The sequence below is a fragment of the Halomonas sp. PAMB 3232 genome, from assembly GCF_031954225.1.
In the GTDB taxonomy this organism is placed as follows: domain Bacteria; phylum Pseudomonadota; class Gammaproteobacteria; order Pseudomonadales; family Halomonadaceae; genus Vreelandella.
This window is the reverse complement of the sequence record NZ_CP134865.1, coordinates 1097509-1113766: the sequence shown is the minus strand read 5'-3', so window position 1 is coordinate 1113766 and position 16258 is coordinate 1097509. Positions and strand designations below refer to the sequence as shown.

Below are 16258 nucleotides of genomic sequence, written 5' to 3'. Positions count from 1 at the left end.
CCCATATCAGTCCCTTGTCGCGCATAATGCCATAAAACATGCGCCAAAAGGAGCCATTATCAAAAGCCGTATGTTGCCCAAAACCACCCTGTTACCCAGATGGCTACTGCTGGCACTGAGTATAGTCCTGATCCTGGCCATCATACTTTCGATGGCGTGGTGGCTGGTCAATTCCCTGCTTCTCAACAGCCAGTGGATGGCCAATCGGCTATCGAAAATCGACGGCGTCGAGGTGCGCTGGGAGCGCGCTCACAGCCAGCACCCCGGCCGTTGGGAAGTGGACCAACTGACCCTGACCCGTCAGGACACGGCGCTCCCGGTCAGTATCAGCGTCGAACGCGCCACGCTCTCACTCTCACTTCCCGCGCTTCTACGCGGAACGCTGCATATCCAGGCGCTCGAGGCCGACGGCATTCGCCGCTTTCGCGTAGGCGATATCGCCCTGAACGCCGAGGGCAATCTTCGCCTCGAAGACGCCACGTTCAGCGGCGATACGCTCAGCGCCGCCCGTCTCATGCTAGCAGTCGAGCAGGGCCGACTGGTGCGCGCAAGCGATGGCGCGATACTCGCCCGCGACATCGCCCTCGACGCCCAGGGCACGCTCGCGCCGCTGCTCACCCGTCAGCCGAGCGACGTCTCGCTCACACCTGCGCTTTTAGAGGCGCTCAGCGCAAGAGTCGACGCCTCGGCCCGGGCGGATGCCTGGGACGTTTTCATGCCCTACCTCGACGCCCTCCCCTGGCTGAGCCTTGCCGGCCGCGGCGCGTTGGAGGTGGCTTTGGCCATGGAGAAAGGTACGCTGTCGGAGGCAAGTGAGGTGACGCTGCGCGCCCCACAGCTCGAACTGGGGGTGGATACGGCAGCGCTTTCGAGCGCACCGCAGCCTGTTGGGCTTTCGCGGCACACCGCGACGGGCAGTGGGCAGGTGCGCCTGCACGTCAGTGACAACGCGCTGCACTTCGCCGCTGCGCTCGAGGACGTCGTGCTGGCCGACGCCACCCCCTACGCCGAACAGGCCGCGCTTTCGATGTCCGCCGCGGTTCCCAACCAGCGCCTGGATCGGTTAGCGCCCCCCAGCGGCGCCGAGCTCGAGCTTGACGGCCGCGTCACGCGCCTGGACATGCTCGACCGCTACCTTCGCCCCTCGACGCCGGGGGCCCTTGCGCTGAGTGGCCAGGGGAGGCTGGGCCTGCGCGTAAGCGTTCGCCAAAGCGAGCTCTATAGAGGCCGGCTCGATATCCAGGCCCAGAATCTCGGCGCGGCCTACGACGATTTCACCGCCCAGGGCGACGGTACGCTAAGCGCCGAGCGCGAACCCGGCGCGCCGCTCGACGCCCATCTCGCCCTAAAAGATGCCTCGCTGACCCACCAAAATCGCACGCTGCTGGCCGATGGCGACATCACTCTGGACCTGGAAAGCCCGATCGAGCAACCGAGCATCGAGAACGTCACCGCTCGGCTTGGCTGGCAAAACGCCACGCTTCCCAGCATCGCCGCCCTCACGCCCTACCTGAACGCGGCGCTTCCCACCCCCGGTGCGCTTGAGCTCGTCAGCGGTCGGGCCAGAAGCCAGGGGCAGCTTTCGCTGGACGCGGGCCAACTGGACGGCGAGTTGACGCTTTCCGGCGAGCGCTGGGTTACCCGCTTGCAAAGCGAGCGCCAACCCCAAACGCTTGAAAGCGATGCCCGGCTTATGCTCAACGTTCGGCGTGCCACGCTCGACGGCTCGGCGTTTGATCTCGGCGGCTCATCGCTTCGCTGGCAGGTCGCCAGTCGTGAGGCTCGGGCCGAGCGCCTGGAGAGCGTACTGGTGCTCAGACAGGGGCGCTTTCGCCGCCAGAACGGCGTGCTTAGCGGCGAGCTGTCGCTGGAAGGCGAGGTCCAGCGGCTCGGCTTTTTGAACACCTTTTTGCCCGAGGGCCCGGGGCTTTCCGTGGCAGGAAGCGGCGAGCTGTTCCTGGACGCCGTTTTTACCGGGAGCGAGCTGTTACCGCCGACCCGGCTGCGAGTGAACGCCAACGACCTGGAGGCCCGCTTTCTGGATTTCGCCGCGAGCGGCCGGGGGGAGCTTCACGGCGAGCTTTCAAGCCGTGACGACGCCTCGCTGACGCTCTCGATCCCGCGTTTTGCACTGACCCGCGCAGGCGACGACCGCCCGGCGCTCGCCGGGCGTCATTTGGCGCTGACCACGCAGACAGCGCGCTTTCGCCAGGCGCGCGAGGCGCCCTCCCCCGAGTATTTCACCACCCGCGTCGAGCTTCCGGTGATCGAGGTGGCGGACATCACCCGCTACAACGACTACCTTCCGGACACCGACGGCGTCACGCTGTTGGGCGGCCAGGCAAGTCTAGAAAGCGAATGGCGTCTGGAAGGCTACCGGGTGGAAGGCGAGACCACGCTGCGCGCCTTTCAAACGGAGCTTTCGCTTTTGGAGCAGCGCCTGCGCGGTGATATCGAGCTGCACCTGGCGCTGACCGAAGGCGACTGGCAGACCCGCCGCTTTCGCGCCGATGACTCCTGGATCCAGCTGGAAAACGTGTTTCGCTTGAGCGGCGAGGGCCGGCAGGACGCCGGCTGGTGGGTGCGTCTGGAGCTAATCGATGCCGCCCTGACCATGGACGAGCCCGTCGAGCTTACGAGCACGCTGCGCCTTGGCATGCGCGACACCGGCCTGCTGGCGCGGCTGTTTTTGGCCCGTGCCCGGGACAACGACTGGCTGGGGCGACTGTTGAACGTTCACGGCATCGAAGGCAGCGCCGAGCTCTCCATGAGCGGTGAGCGCATCGCGCTCAATGACCTGACGCTCTCTGGCGGGTCACTTTGGCTGTTGTCGGATATAACGCTCGAAAAGCAACGCGTCAACGGCGCGCTCTACGCACGCCTGGGGGTGTTGGGGCTCGGGGTCGAGCTCGTCGACGGTGAGCCGAGCCTGCGCCTGTTACAACCCAAACGCTGGTTCGACCGTTGGCGCCAGGCGCAGCGCTACCCGCGCCCGTAAGCGGCGCTAGCGCCGGCGCTGACGGCGAATCATACGCACCCGCTCTTTCGCCTTTTTTGGCGTAGAGAGCGCGCTGTCGCCTTGCTCGACTTTAGGCGCCACCTTCACCCAAGCGAACTGCGGCAGCGCCAGGCGCCAGCGAATTGCGGCCAAACGCAGCCCGAGCGTTGCGCCCAGCGAGATGGCGATGGTCGCGTAGAGCGGCGCGCCCAGAGTGTAGAGCCCGGCGTAGACGATGCCGCCGACCATTGCCGCGGTGGCGTAGATCTCCTCGCGCAGCACCATCGGTACGCGCCTTGCGAGCACGTCGCGCAGCATGCCGCCGGCCACGCCGGTCATGATCCCCATTACCACCGCCACCACGGCGGAGGTGCCCAGCAGCAGCGCCTTGTGCGTGCCGATCACCACGAATAGCGCAAGCCCGAAGGCATCGGCCACGGGCAAAAACCGGCGCGACAGCCGGTGAATGTAGTGAAACCCTAAAAGTGCCACGCCCACCGTGGCCAGAATCACCCACAGATAGGTGGGGTCGCTGACCCAAAACACCGGGCGAATGCCGAGCACCAAATCGCGCAGCGTGCCGCCACCGATGCCGGTAACCGCAGCGAGTACCAGCATGCCGAATGGGTCCATCCGCGAGCGACACGCCAGCACCACGCCGGACAGCGCAAAGACGATCACCCCGGTCATATCCAGCCAGTACACCACTCCCGACACACGACTCCCCTTTCATTCGATGCATTCGAACGGCGCGCGCGCCCCTTATTGCGGTAAGCTAGCATCAATTCGCGTGATTACATATGGATGGCCGCCGTCGACGCTTGCGTCATGCTGCGGCGTCTTCAGGAGGAACGCCCCATGGAATGGAACCCTGCCTACACCTGGCTCGTGCTGGCGCTGCTTTTGAGCCTGGCCGAGCTGACCTCCGGCGCCATGCTGCTGCTGGCGCTGGGCGTAGCCGCCGCGCTCACGGCGCTGGTCACCGCGCTGGGGCTTGATCTTACGTGGCAGCTGGTGTGCATGGGCGTTTTCTCAGGCGTGTTAGTGCCGGTCGGCATTGGGTACATTCGCCCGCGCTTTTCACCCCGCGGGGTGGCCTATGGCACCACCGGCACCGGCGTGGAGAAAGGCAACCGTTACACCACCATCACGCGCGATTTCGACGGCGCCACCGGTATCAAGGTCAATGGCGACTTCTACCGCCTGCGCGTGCTCGAAAGCAACGACACCGAGCTTCCCGAAGGCAGCGTCGTGCTGTTCGAACGCTTCGAAGGAACGACCGCCCTGGTCACGCGCGATATCGATGCGCCCCCTGCTCCCGTAGAACCCACCGAGTACAAGGAACCCTGAACATGGATCTACCCATTAGCCCCGGTCTGATCATTAGCCTGATCGTCGTCGTCATCGGTATCACGATCATCGCCAAGGGGCTGGTGATCGTGCGCCAGTCCGAGGTCATGGTGGTCGAGCGCCTCGGCTCGTTCCACCGGGTGCTGGAAAGCGGCATCAACGTGATCATCCCCTTCATCGAGCAGCCCCGCGCTATCACCATGCTGCGCTATCGTAAGCTCGGCGACGAGTACCAGGCGATCACCACCGACGAGATCCGCATCGACCGCCGCGAAACGGTCATGGACTTCCCCGGCCAGCCAGTGGTCACCACCGACAACGTCACGGTGCGCATCAACGGCGCGCTCTACTTCCAGATCATCGACCCCAAACGCGCGGTGTACGAAGTGGAGAACATGAGCCAGGCCGTCGAGGTACTGGCCAAGACCACGCTGCGCTCGGTGGTGGGCAAGATGGAGCTCGACAAGCTGTTCGAGTCTCGTGCCGAGGTGAACAACGAAATCCAGGCGGCGATGGAGGAGCCCGCCTCCAAGTGGGGCGTGAAGATCTCCAGGGTCGAGGTGCAGGACATCGCCATGCCCGAAGAGGTGGAGTCCGCCATGCGATTGCAGATGGCCGCCGAGCGTAAGCGCCGCGCCACGGTGACCGAGGCCGAGGGCGAGAAGTCCGCGGCGATCGCCATGGCCCAGGGCCAGCGCGAGTCCGCGATTCTCAACGCTCAGGGCGACAAGGAGTCGGCGATTCTGCGCGCCCAGGGCGAGCAGGAATCGATCAAGCTGGTGCTCAACGCCCTCGGTGAAAGCGAAGATGATAAGCGCACCGTGGTTGGCTATCTGCTGGGCCAGAGCTACATCAAGGTGCTGCCCAACATGGCCAAGGACGGTGAGCGGGTGTTCGTGCCTTATGAGTCCTCAGCGCTTCTGGGCTCGATGGGCATGTTCCGTGAAATGGCGGGCTCCCCGGAAGACACCGTGGCAAGTCATCTGCGCCAAAGCGATGCCGGTCGCGGCACGCGCCACAACGCCTTTCAAAGCGGCGTGGTAGGCGGTGCCGCAGGCCAGTAAGCGCCTTTCACTCGCCTCATTTTTTCAAACGCCGAGCCGCCGTGCTCGGCGTTTGACGTTGAACGCCTCCCCAAGTCCGATTTAACGCTTTTGTAGCGTCAAGTGGGGTATATTGGCCCCACCATTTCAATTACTTTTTTATGTACATTTTCATGTACGTCTTCATGAACTCCTGACGTGGCGCTCAAGGATGGCGAGCCGGCCAAACGCCGGCGTGCTGCGTATCGGTCAAGAGACTCAGATGCGTTCGTTTGCTTTTTTTGCACGCTGCGGCTGGCTTGTGCTCTTACTGCTTGCCCTGCCACAAGTGGCCCAGGCGGCCCGCCCGCCTGCTCCACTCACCCAGTGGGAGTACCGTTACGGCGAGGCGCCCATTGCGCAAAACGGCGTCACCGGTACAGAGAACGACCCTGCGGCTTGGCAGCCGGTCGCCTCGCCCTCCAACCCGCCGGGGCGAGGTGGCCAGCGCTATCTCTGGCTTCGCACGACGCTGCCTCAGGGCGAGTGGCACGACCCGGTGCTCTATATCACCAGCATCAATCTGGTCGGGCGGGTCTATCTCGATGGCGAATTGATCTACCAGCACGGCGCGCTCGACGCCGAAGGGCGCGGCCGCTTCGCCGGCTGGCCCTGGCACGTGATCACGCTGCCTCCTGAAAGCGCTGGCACCACGCTCGTCTTCGCGCTCTACTCCGATTACACCAGCATCGGCCTTTGGGGGCAGGTACAGGTGATGGAGCACTTCGACGTTTTCCAGCAGGTGCTTCAGGGCTCCGCCCAGGCGCTCGCGGTCAGCGCGCTGCTGCTCGTACTGGCGATTCTGTCCACCCTTTTCATGCTGGTCGGACCGCAGCGCCGCGGCTTTGGTGCCCTTGCGCTGTTCGCCTACGCCGCCGGGCTCATGCTCGTCGCCGAGGCGCCGGCGCGCCAGCTCTTTTTCACCAACGCTTTGGTCTGGGATACGCTGCGCGCCGCCAGCTATTTCACCCTGCCGATTGCGCTGGGCCTTTTGCTCGGCCACTGGCTCGAAGGCCGCACGCGGCATCTCATGGCGTGGGTCTGGCAGCTGCATCTGCTCTACCTGGCCATCTCCATGGCCGCGGTGGCGCTTGGGCTGGTAGCGCTACCGCTGACGTTTCCGCTGTTCGACGCGCTTTTGCTCGTGACACTGCCCCTGATGCTGGCGCTTGCGTACTGGCGCTTTTCGACGCTCGCTCTCGAGCAGCGCCTGTTGATCGTGAGCATTACGCTGTTTGCGTTCTTGTTGGTGCTCGACATGCTGGTCGCTCACGGCTTTATCGGCTGGCGCCTCGTGCCGCTGAGCAGTGGCCTGCTCGCGTTTACGCTCGCTAACGCGGCGATCTTTCTGTGGCACTACCGGCGCACCCAGCGTCAGCTCGCCCGCGCCAACGAAACCCTGGAGCAGGAGGTGACCCGGCGCACCGAAGAGCTCGACCGGCTCGTGTCACGATTTCGCGGGCTCTCCTACCAGGACCCGCTCACCACGCTCTACAACCGCCGCCATTTCGATTCGCTGTTCGAACGTGAGTGCCAGCACGCAAAAGCGCTGGACCGGCCACTGACGCTATTGATGATCGACGTCGATCACTTCAAGTCGATCAACGATCGTTTTGGCCACGCCATCGGCGACATGGTGCTCACCGAAATCGCCCGCCACCTCGAGGCGCAGCTGTCCGGTATCGCCACCGTTTGTCGCTTCGGCGGTGAAGAGTTCGTCGCGGTGATGACCGATCTGCCCGCGCGCGAGGGCCAAAGCTACGCTCAGGCGCTGGTGACGTCCATGGCGGCGCGCACGATCAACCGCCAAGGACAGCCACCGATTCGGGTCACGCTTTCCTGCGGTGTGGCCAACTACCCGGAAGATGCGGTGGCCCCCTCGGCGCTGCTCCAGCTCGCCGACCAGGCGCTTTACGACGCCAAGCACCGCGGGCGCAACCGCTTCGTGCGCGCGGGCGCTTATCACGACGTTGACGTCTCGGCCCAGCCTCATTCCGGCCGGCCAGGGTAGTGCCCTGGCCGGCCCTAGCTTGCGCCGCCCATGAAGTGCTCGGTGAACAGGCGGTAGTCCTGTTCGACGCAGTCGGCGTAGCGCGTTGCAAACGCAGCCACGCTTTCGCAAAACGCCTCTTCACGGCCGTCGATGCGCCGACACACCGCCTCGACAAAGCGCGCGGGCTCCCGGTGGAGCGCCGCCGCTGCCTGCACGTGGTGCTCGGCAAGCAGCCCGCCCCACTGATGTGCCAGCCGCCGGTACGTCTTGGCGCTTTTAAGCTTGTGGGTAGGCAGGCGCTTCTCGAACCCCGCCACCCGGCGCACCGCGAAGACCCGGTCGTTGAGCGTCAACCAGCCAAGATAAGGGTCGGCGTGGGGCGCCAACGCGTGAAACGCCGCGGCGTGACGAAGTGCTTCGTTGGGAAAGAGCTTGCGCCAGCCCTGCTGGTCAGCGCGGCTCAACAGATGAAATGCCGGCGGCGGCGTCTGCTCGACGACCTCGATGATCACGTCATCGTGCTCACCCCGGGCGCCGCCTTCCAACAGCGCGTAGTAGTGCTCCACTCCCAGCGTGTTGAGCCGGCGCGCCGTGTCCTTGACGCGAAAGTGGCCCTCGTCGCCCTCCTTGACCGGTTTGGGCAGGGTTTGCGGGTAGTCGTTTTCGATCAGCCGTTTGAGCCGGCTTGCCACATCCACCGGCAGGTTGGCGAGCTTGTTCGGCTGCGGGACGAACCGTCGCCCCTGCTGCTCGGTGAGTTCGGTCCACTTGTCCAGCGCGCGGCCGGGGTGCTGCTTGTCCGCCACCTTGCCCAAAAACGCCTTGAGCGGGCCCTTGGTGTTGTGGAGCTCGCTGCCTTTTGCCGACTGGCCTTCTCGAAGCGCGTCAAGCCGCTCTCGATAGCCCTGAGCCAGCGCCCACAGCGCGCGGTCGAGCGCTTTTGACGAAAGCTCGCCGTGCTCGCGGATGTTCAGCACAAGGCTTGCGGCCAGGCGCCACAGATCGAGCTGATAGTCGCCGATCAGCGCGCGATCCACGCCGGTCAAACCATAGCGAATTGGCTGGCCCGCATGCCCCACTGCTGCAAAGGAGTGAAGTCTGGCGTCGCCGTGCAGCCAGGTCTGCGTCTCTGGCCAGCCGCCAAACAGCGCGAGGCGCCACTCGGGCCAGACATCCTGCCAGTAAAGATGATTCGTGGCGTCGAAAAAGCGCCGCGGCGACGCCGCCATGCGCGCAAATCTCGCCTGGCGCTGCGCCGCGGGTAGCGACTCGCTGGCTACGTGAAGTGCTTCGATAACCTGTTGAGGGCGGTTACGCCCGACCAGCCGATGGCTCATTGCGCGGCTCTCCTGAAGGGATGCAAGCCCCTCAGTCTGGCCGCGCTTCGTTAAGGGTTTAAGACAGTGCAAGCCTGGCAATGACACGAGCTGGAGGCCCAGCCCCCTTGGCTCATGATCTGAAAAAATCCATTAAAACCAGATTAATCAGCTAAATAGGCTACAGTTATAAAGAAAGTCAACATTATCGAGGAGTCTTTTCAACGATTTTCACTATTGGCGTTTGGACGCCCCTTCCGGTTCGCAAGCCCCTATTCGTGCCTCGTGGCGGTGATATCGAACGTAATGGCCGCCCCTGCGGATAATGAAAATATCCGTCAGCGATGAGGCCGCGACCGGCTACGCACCCACGCCGCCTCCCACGCCGAAGGTCGTGCTTTCGCGGATTCACTGCTTTTAAAGGATGCTGATATGCAAAGAGTTCTACTGACCACGTTTGCCCTTATCACCACGCTGCCACTCGCCGTACAGGCGGCTCAGGACGAGAGTCGTGAACTTCGCCTGATCACTCCGCCCTGGCCCGGCGTGACGGTCAAAAGTGAAATCCTTTCTCAACTGATCGAACCGCTGGGCTACCGCGCCACGACTCAAGAACTGAGCTCGACGGTGGGGTACAGCACGCTCCAGCAAGGCGACAGCGATGCCTTCCTGGCCGGCTGGCTCCCTGCTCAACAGGAGAGCTACGACGCCGCGATGGCCTCCGGCACGATCGTGGATCTGGGCAACAACGTCGAAGGCGCGCGTATGGGCTTTGCAGTGCCCGGCTACGTCGCCGATGAAGGCATCACCAGCGCCGAGCAGCTGGCCGACCCGGAGGTCGCGGCGCGCTTCGAGCAGCGGATCTACAGCATCGAAAGCGGCTCGACGGTCACCGAGATGATGGAGAGCGCCATCGATCACGATACCTACGGGCTAGCCGGCTGGTCGATCCTCTCCTCCTCCACGCCAGGCATGCTCAGCGAAGTCGCCTCGGCCAACAGCGATGGCCGTTGGATTCTGTTTTACGGCTGGACGCCCCACTGGATGGTGCCGGCGTACGACGTTCGCATTCTCGACGACCCCAACGGCGTCTTCGGCGATCGCAACGGCGACAACGACGTCAAAACCATCGTCGCCAAGGACTATGTCGATGCCAACCCCAACATGACGCGCCTGCTCGATCAGTTCGCCTTCACCGCCGAGGAGCAGAGCGCCTTCATTAGCGCCTACAGCCAACAAGAGCGCGAGCTGGAGGATGTCGCTCGCCAGTGGCTGGCGGATCACCCGGAGCGGGTGGCCACCTTCCTCGAAGGCGTCACGACGTTCGATGGAGAAGACGCCCAAACCATCCTGGAGAGCAGCCAATGAGCGCGAACACCATGAACGAACAGGCCATTCGCGAAGATCTCGCCGCGGCGTACCAGCTCGTTGCGCTGGAGGGCATGGACGACGGTATTGAGACACATATCTCGGCGCGCCTGCCAAACGATCGCTTTCTTCTCAACGCCTACGGGCTGCGCTTCGACGAAATACGCGCCGACAACCTGGTGATCGTCGACGCCGGCGGTGAAGTGCTGGACGACCCGACCGGCCTGGGCATCAATCCAGCGGGCTTCACGATCCACAGCGCCCTGCACGAGGCTCGCCCGGAGGTACACTGCGTGCTGCATACCCATACGGTGGCCGGCGTAGCGCTATCGTGTCTCGAGGAGGGTCTTTTACCGCTCAACCAGTGGGCGCTACAGTTCTTCGATCGGCTGAGCTACCACGATTTCGAAGGTATCGCCCTGGATCTCGAAGAGCGCGAGCGGCTGGCCCGCGATCTGGGCCAGAACTCGGCGATGATCCTGCGCCAACACGGTCTGCTGACCTGTGGGCAAAGCGTTGGCGAGGCCTTTTTGCGCATGCGCGACCTGGAGCGCAGCTGCCGTGCGCAGCTGGCCGCCCAGGGCACCGGCCAGGCCTTGATCACGGCCTCCCGGGAGATGGGCGAGTACGTCGCCCAGCAGTACGAGGTCTGGGCGGCAGGCGAGGCGGGCACCGGCCGCGCCTGGCAGGCCGAGCGCCGCCGACTGAAAAGCCGCGAAGGCTAACGCAGCACCTGCCCGGCGTTTTGGCGTCGGGCAAACCCACGCGGCGCCGAAATACGGAAAAATCGCTCGACCACGCTGGCCTCGACGGCGGGCGTGGCAAGCGACACGGCGACGAACATCGGCAGGTTGATCAAAAGCCCCCAGAAGCCGGCGTGAATGCCGAGCGGATGCGACCACACCGTGGTGAACGCCACGGTCACCGCGAACCCCGAAAGAATCCCCGCCATGACGCCGAGCTTCGAGGCGCGCGGCCAGAAGAACATGCCGATGAACGCCGGCAATACCTGAGAGGCAAACCCCAGCCCCACCAGCAGGATCATCACCAGGCTCCCCGGCTCGGCGATCGCCAGCGGCGCGATGATCAGCGCCATCACCGGCAGCAGCAGCCAACGAGCGAGTTTGGCCGTAAACGCATCCGAGAGCTTGAACAACGGCTGCAGCACGTCCTTGGTCGCGGAGAGCGCCACCGAGTGAATGAACGGCTCGCTCGAGGACATCGAAGCCGCCAGCGTACCGGCGCCTAAAAGGCCCACCAGCAGCACCGGCAGGTTCGCCATGGCGTACTCCAGCACCACGGTATCGGCGCGCTCGAGCTCCGGCAGCGAGTAGATACCGATGAACCCGACCACCACCACAGGCAGGATCACCACGTAGTAGGTCGGAAGCCAGGTCGCGCTACGGCGAATGGTGCGCGCCGAGGAGGCACACATCCACTGCGTCCACACCGGCGGCATGAACGAAAACATCGACACGATGATCGAGGTGGTCCAGAAGCTGAAGCTCATATCACCCTTGGCGCCGGGCAGCGTCAGAAACTCGGCGTGGTCTTGCTGGATGCGCGTGAACACCGCGGACATGTCGAGCCCGCCGGTGGCACTTTGCACCGCCCAGAGCCCCACCGCCCAAGCGACCACCAGCATCAACGCGCCCTGAAAGGCGTTGGTGCGCCCGATCGCCCGCTGGCCGCTGATATAGAGATACACCGCGATACAGGAAAGCACGATGATTACCCCGAGCCATACGGGGATGGCGCCACCGCTCATCACGAACAGAATATAGGCCGACCCCACGGTCTGAAGCACCGCGACGGCGACCGACCCCACCGCCATCACCAGCGATGCCAGCGCGCCGAGTGCCGGGCTCTGGTAGCGATCCGCAATCGCGCTTGCCTGAGTGACGTGGCCGAACTGCTCGCCGAACTGCCAAACCTTGGGCCCGAAATACCAGGCCACCAGCGCGAGATAAGCCAGATACACCGCCACGTAGAACACCGCCACGCCCTTGGAGTAGGCCCAGCCCGGCGCCCCCATGAAAGTGTAAGCGCTCACACTGCCTGCCGCGATCAGCAGATACAGCGTGACCGGCCCCATGCTTCGCCCGGCCACGCCCCACTGCTCCAGTGTATCCATACGGTGCCCGGCACGAGCCTTGAGCCCAATGATCATGGCAATGGCCACGTACCCTAACGTTATGATGAGCGGCCAGGAACTATTCATGCCCATCCCTCTCGACGAGTCGGTTGCCGACGAGCATTACGCCCACGCAGGAAAAGATGACCACATAGCTCCAGACGATCATCAGCGGCAGACCGAACACCAGTGCTGCCTGGTTGATAAAGCCGATGACCGGCCAGGTGCCGGCCAGCACCAGCACGATAAATGCAGCAAGAAGGCCCCACCCCGCGCGTGAGGTGGGTAATACGAAAAGACGACGCATGGCAATTCTCTTGGGATTGTTGGGAGACAGGTCATTTTTCATGATTCAAGCGGCACGCGTATCCAGCTTCGGCCAACGCACGGGTAACGCCAGCTCGGTTTCCAGTTGGTAGGCCAGTTTCAATACTCCGTGGTCGTTAAACCGGGGGCCGATCAACTGTACGCCGATAGGCATCTCGTCCTCGCTATAGCCCGCATTGAGTGAAAGCGCCGGCTGCTCGCCCATGTTCCAGGGCACGGTGTAGGCGATGTGCTCGAAGGGACGGCGCGGGTCGTCGGTCGGCGAAGCCCACTCGGCGGGAAATGAGACGTTGGGTGTAGTAGGCGAAATCACGAAATCCACCTGTTCGAAGATGGCCTCGCTTTCGCGGCGCATTGCCATTGTCTGCTGAAAGCCACTCACCACATCCAGCGCGCTCGACTCCTTCGCACCACGAGCCCATTCGATAATCGCGGGCAGAACCCGGGCGCGCTCCTCGTCACTCAGTTTTTCGAGCTCGCCTTGCTGGCGCGCCTGCCAGAAGCGATCCAGACCATCGAGCATCTCGCGTGTTAGTACGGGAGCCACGGGCACCAGCGTTGCGCCGCGAGCTTCCAGACGCTGGGCGGCGAAGGTCACCGCCGCCTCGATGTTCGGTTCGAGCGCCAATCCGCAGCCCGCATCCAGCATCACGCCGATACGCAGACCGTTCATATCAAGCGTCAGATCCTGCCAGTCGATGCGCTCCGGCGGCAGGCGCATGGCATCGCGGCGATCGGTCCGGCTCAAGGTTGGCATCACCAGTGCGGCGTCCTCGACACAGCGCACCATGGGACCGGCGCAGCGGCCAACGTAATAAGGGTCGATCGGAATACGACCAAGGGTCGGCTTGAAGCCCACGACCCCACACCAGGCGGCGGGCAGGCGCACCGAGCCACCGATATCAGTGCCGATGTGCACAGGCCCGAATCCGGCCGCTGCTGCCGCACCGGCGCCGGAGCTGGAACCACCGGTATTACAATTCAAATCCCAAGGATTACGGGTAAGGCCGTGAAACGAGGAGAGCCCCGACGAGAGCATGCCAAAATCCGGGCAGGTAGTTTTGCCAAGCAGTACCGCATTGGCTTCGTCCAAGCGCGCGGCGGGAGGCGCGTCCGCCGCCGCCGGGGTCTGGTCACCCAGCCCCGTCCCAACGGGAACGGGCTGGCCTCGAGTGGCCACCAGTTCCTTCAGCGTCACCGGGACGCCATCGAGCGCCCCTAGGCTTTCGCCTTTCGACCAGCGGGCAGTGGAAGCCTTGGCAGCGTCGAGAAAGCGCTCCGGCGAATAGGCGTAAAGCGCGTTAATTTGTCCTTCGTGGCGCTCAATATGAGCAACCAGATCCTTGGCCACCTCATCGGGGGAGAATGCCTTGTTTCGGTAGCCATCCAGCAGCTGGGTCGCCGTCAATTGATGAAGCTCGAACATGCCGTCGTCCTTTGCGTTGTTATCGACGCTTTTAGAATGGCGTTAGTCAGCGCTACATACTATTTCAATTTTAATGTCAGCGTGTCCACTTTTTGTGTGCACTTTTAACGAGGCGAGCTGTCATGAGCCTGCAAGGCCTTGGCCAGCAGCGAAAGACACGCTTCGACGGCGAAGCTTCGAGTGCGGTGACGAAAGACACAGAGATCCATACGCGCCGGTTCGAGCTCGTCCGGAGCGAGAGGAATGCTCTTGAGTTCACCGTTTCGACACTCACGGGCCACCGCCATGGGCGGGAGAATGAGTACGCCAGCCCCGTTCAGGGCCAGCGCCTTTTGGGTCTCGAGCGACGCGGTATCGAAGGTAGGCATGAGTTTGATGCCCGCCCGATGAGCACTTCGCTCGAACGCCTGACGCGCTCCAAAGGTTTCACCCGGCAAGATGATACGGTGCTCGGCAAGTGCTTCGAGCGTCACCTCGCAAGCGGCGGCCAATGGATGCTCTGGTGCCATGACCGCATGGTGCTCTAGGCGCACACTCTCCAGAACAAGAATATCCTCGTGGCGCGGCATGAAAAATGACAGGCCGATATCCGCAGTACCCAAGCGTAGACTCTCGACCATCTGCCCGGCGCTGGCGATGCCGATATCGAAATTAAGCCTAGGGTGACGCGCAGCCATGTCGGCCAGCGCTGGAGCAAGTAGCCCCGCCACCACGCCCTCGGCCACTTGCAAACGCACTCGCCCGGTACGTAAGCCCTTGAGGTCGGCAATATGCTCCTGGACGCGCTCCAGATCGCGCAGTGTGTGCTGTGCCTGGGCGGCCAATAGCTCTCCCGCCGCAGTCAGGCTGATACCGTTGGGCCCTCGCTCCAGTAGCGGCGCGCCCATCTGATGCTCCAGCAGATCGATCTGGCGGCTGATCGCTGTAGGTGCGATGTGCAGCTTGGCCGCCGCCTGGCGCAGCGAGCGACACCGCGCAACGGTATCGAAGTAGTGAAGCGCGCGGCCGCTGATCATTGGACCGTCTCGCTGACGCACTTCGCCATGAGCGTGACCTGCTCGCCGAGATACGTCACCTCCTCGAAGGCGCGCCAACCCAGGCGGTGGTAAAGTGCTTGTTGATCCGGCGTGTAGAGATAGCCGCACTCGAAGCCGTTCGATAAAGCCTCCTGCTCGACCCGTGCGACCAGCCGTGAGGCGATCCCTCGGCCACGCTGGTTCGGCAAGACGAACACCGACGCAAGCCAGGGGCCAAGCTCGGGCCGGGTCGACATGTCGTCCGCGATCAAGCTCGCCGTGCCCACCGCCGCCCCCTTTTCCAGCGCCACGAAGATCGACGGCACCCCGCCCTCACCGCACTCTGAACGCACGAAAGCGACCTGCTTTTCGAGGGTCTGGCCGGGGTGCAGGTGCCCCCAGGCCTCGAAGGTCCAGGTCGCCACCAACGTGACGTGTGGGCTGTCAGCGCGAAGGCGTTCGATGGTGAAGGTATCCGTCATGGGTCGTCCTGGTGGTGCATGAAAACGGGTTCGCGGTCTAGGTGTTCTGCCGAACGAACTCCACGCTCTGCGGATGCTGCGCGCAGTAAAAGAGGTAGATGAGCCCGACCGCCCCCCAATCCAGGTTCGCCTCGCCTTCAGAGTCGATCTGGGCGAAAAACGTCATGGACGCCTGACAATGGGGGCAATCGGGCACGTGCTCGCCCTGAAGGTAGAGCGGGTAGCCGCCCTGCCAGCTTTTCAAATCATCGATACAGCCTGCCCGCGTCACTGCCTGATCAAAAGCCTGCCAGGGGCTTTCCGGGTCGAGCTCGCAACAAAGCCCTTCGGCTTCAGGGCTTTGGGTATCGAGCCCTTCCCAGCCGGGTAGCGAGCGAACCGTTTGGTGCGTAATCCGACACGGCGTGATGGCGTTGCGATCGGCGCCGGGTGGCGCCAGTCGAATCTGCTTATAGCCTTGCGGCGCGGTGAACCACTGCGCGTGCCAGAGCCCACGGTCGCGCGGGTCGTCGCCCGCGGGCAGGCAGTTAAAGCAGTAGTGAAAGACAAACAGCGCGCTCGTCGTCTCATCAAAAAGTTGGAAAACGAAGGTGAGCGGTTGGGTGCAAAGTTTGCATACAGGCCACGTCGCCCCCGCTTCAAAGTAGGGCAAACCGCCGAACTTGCTGACCGGCAATGGCACCCACGCCTCGGGGTCGGCGTGGGGCGTAAGCAGCATGGCCTCTTTAATCAGCGGGGCAAGCAGCGCGTCGAGTCGGTCTTCCAT

The 16258-nt window shown here is 63.6% G+C and carries 14 protein-coding genes; 6 read left to right on the top strand and 8 right to left on the bottom strand.

Annotation, left to right across the window (positions count from 1 at the left end; translation table 11 throughout):
* The first annotated feature begins 70 nt into the window (after positions 1-70).
* Positions 71-2998, top strand: a complete 2928-nt coding sequence (locus RN346_RS05190) for a hypothetical protein (RefSeq protein ID WP_311962353.1) — start codon at positions 71-73, stop codon at positions 2996-2998.
* A 6-nt stretch (positions 2999-3004) separates the two neighbouring features.
* Here RN346_RS05190 and RN346_RS05185 read toward each other — a convergent pair whose 3' ends face one another.
* Complete coding sequence (locus RN346_RS05185; protein WP_311962352.1) at positions 3005-3715, bottom strand: trimeric intracellular cation channel family protein; 711 nt, start codon at positions 3713-3715, stop codon at positions 3005-3007.
* Positions 3716-3856: 141 nt separating this feature from the next.
* Here RN346_RS05185 and RN346_RS05180 point away from each other — a divergent pair, with 141 nt between their 5' ends.
* The 3 genes from RN346_RS05180 to RN346_RS05170 all read left to right on the top strand — a co-directional run bounded on the left by RN346_RS05180 (position 3857) and on the right by RN346_RS05170 (position 7441).
* Entirely contained in the window at positions 3857-4348 is a 492-nt protein-coding gene (locus RN346_RS05180; RefSeq protein WP_263584677.1) for an NfeD family protein, read from the top strand.
* A 2-nt stretch (positions 4349-4350) separates the two neighbouring features.
* Complete coding sequence (locus RN346_RS05175) at positions 4351-5412, top strand: SPFH domain-containing protein (RefSeq protein ID WP_263584678.1); 1062 nt, start codon at positions 4351-4353, stop codon at positions 5410-5412.
* 241 nt (positions 5413-5653) lie between these two features.
* Positions 5654-7441: a GGDEF domain-containing protein gene (locus tag RN346_RS05170; RefSeq protein ID WP_311962351.1), complete on the top strand. Its 1788-nt coding sequence runs from the start codon at positions 5654-5656 to the stop codon at positions 7439-7441.
* Positions 7442-7455: 14 nt separating this feature from the next.
* Here RN346_RS05170 and RN346_RS05165 read toward each other — a convergent pair whose 3' ends face one another.
* The gene (locus tag RN346_RS05165; RefSeq protein ID WP_311962350.1) at positions 7456-8760 is read right to left on the bottom strand and encodes a DUF2252 family protein; all 1305 of its coding nucleotides are present in this window, start codon (positions 8758-8760) and stop codon (positions 7456-7458) included.
* A gap of 411 nt (positions 8761-9171) precedes the next feature.
* Between RN346_RS05165 and RN346_RS05160 the strand changes: the two genes are divergently transcribed.
* Complete coding sequence (locus RN346_RS05160; protein WP_263584681.1) at positions 9172-10107, top strand: glycine betaine ABC transporter substrate-binding protein; 936 nt, start codon at positions 9172-9174, stop codon at positions 10105-10107.
* Complete coding sequence (locus tag RN346_RS05155) at positions 10104-10832, top strand: class II aldolase/adducin family protein (protein ID WP_263584682.1); 729 nt, start codon at positions 10104-10106, stop codon at positions 10830-10832. Before RN346_RS05160 ends, RN346_RS05155 begins: the two co-directional genes overlap by 4 nt.
* On the opposite strand, the gene RN346_RS05150 is transcribed toward RN346_RS05155, so the two are convergent.
* The 6 genes from RN346_RS05150 to RN346_RS05125 all read right to left on the bottom strand — a co-directional run bounded on the left by RN346_RS05150 (position 10829) and on the right by RN346_RS05125 (position 16258).
* Positions 10829-12328: a sodium:solute symporter family protein gene (locus tag RN346_RS05150; protein WP_311962349.1), complete on the bottom strand. Its 1500-nt coding sequence runs from the start codon at positions 12326-12328 to the stop codon at positions 10829-10831. The two genes, RN346_RS05155 and RN346_RS05150, sit on opposite strands and share 4 nt — an antisense overlap.
* Positions 12321-12548, bottom strand: coding sequence for a hypothetical protein (locus RN346_RS05145; RefSeq protein ID WP_263584684.1), 228 nt, complete (start codon positions 12546-12548; stop codon positions 12321-12323). Before RN346_RS05145 ends, RN346_RS05150 begins: the two co-directional genes overlap by 8 nt.
* Before the next feature lie 45 nt (positions 12549-12593).
* Positions 12594-13994, bottom strand: coding sequence for an amidase (locus RN346_RS05140; protein ID WP_311962348.1), 1401 nt, complete (start codon positions 13992-13994; stop codon positions 12594-12596).
* A gap of 104 nt (positions 13995-14098) precedes the next feature.
* Positions 14099-15010, bottom strand: a complete 912-nt coding sequence (locus tag RN346_RS05135; protein WP_263584686.1) for a LysR family transcriptional regulator — start codon at positions 15008-15010, stop codon at positions 14099-14101.
* Complete coding sequence (locus RN346_RS05130; protein ID WP_311962347.1) at positions 15007-15492, bottom strand: GNAT family N-acetyltransferase; 486 nt, start codon at positions 15490-15492, stop codon at positions 15007-15009. Before RN346_RS05130 ends, RN346_RS05135 begins: the two co-directional genes overlap by 4 nt.
* A 37-nt stretch (positions 15493-15529) precedes the next feature.
* Positions 15530-16258: a DUF1963 domain-containing protein gene (locus RN346_RS05125; RefSeq protein ID WP_311962346.1), complete on the bottom strand. Its 729-nt coding sequence runs from the start codon at positions 16256-16258 to the stop codon at positions 15530-15532.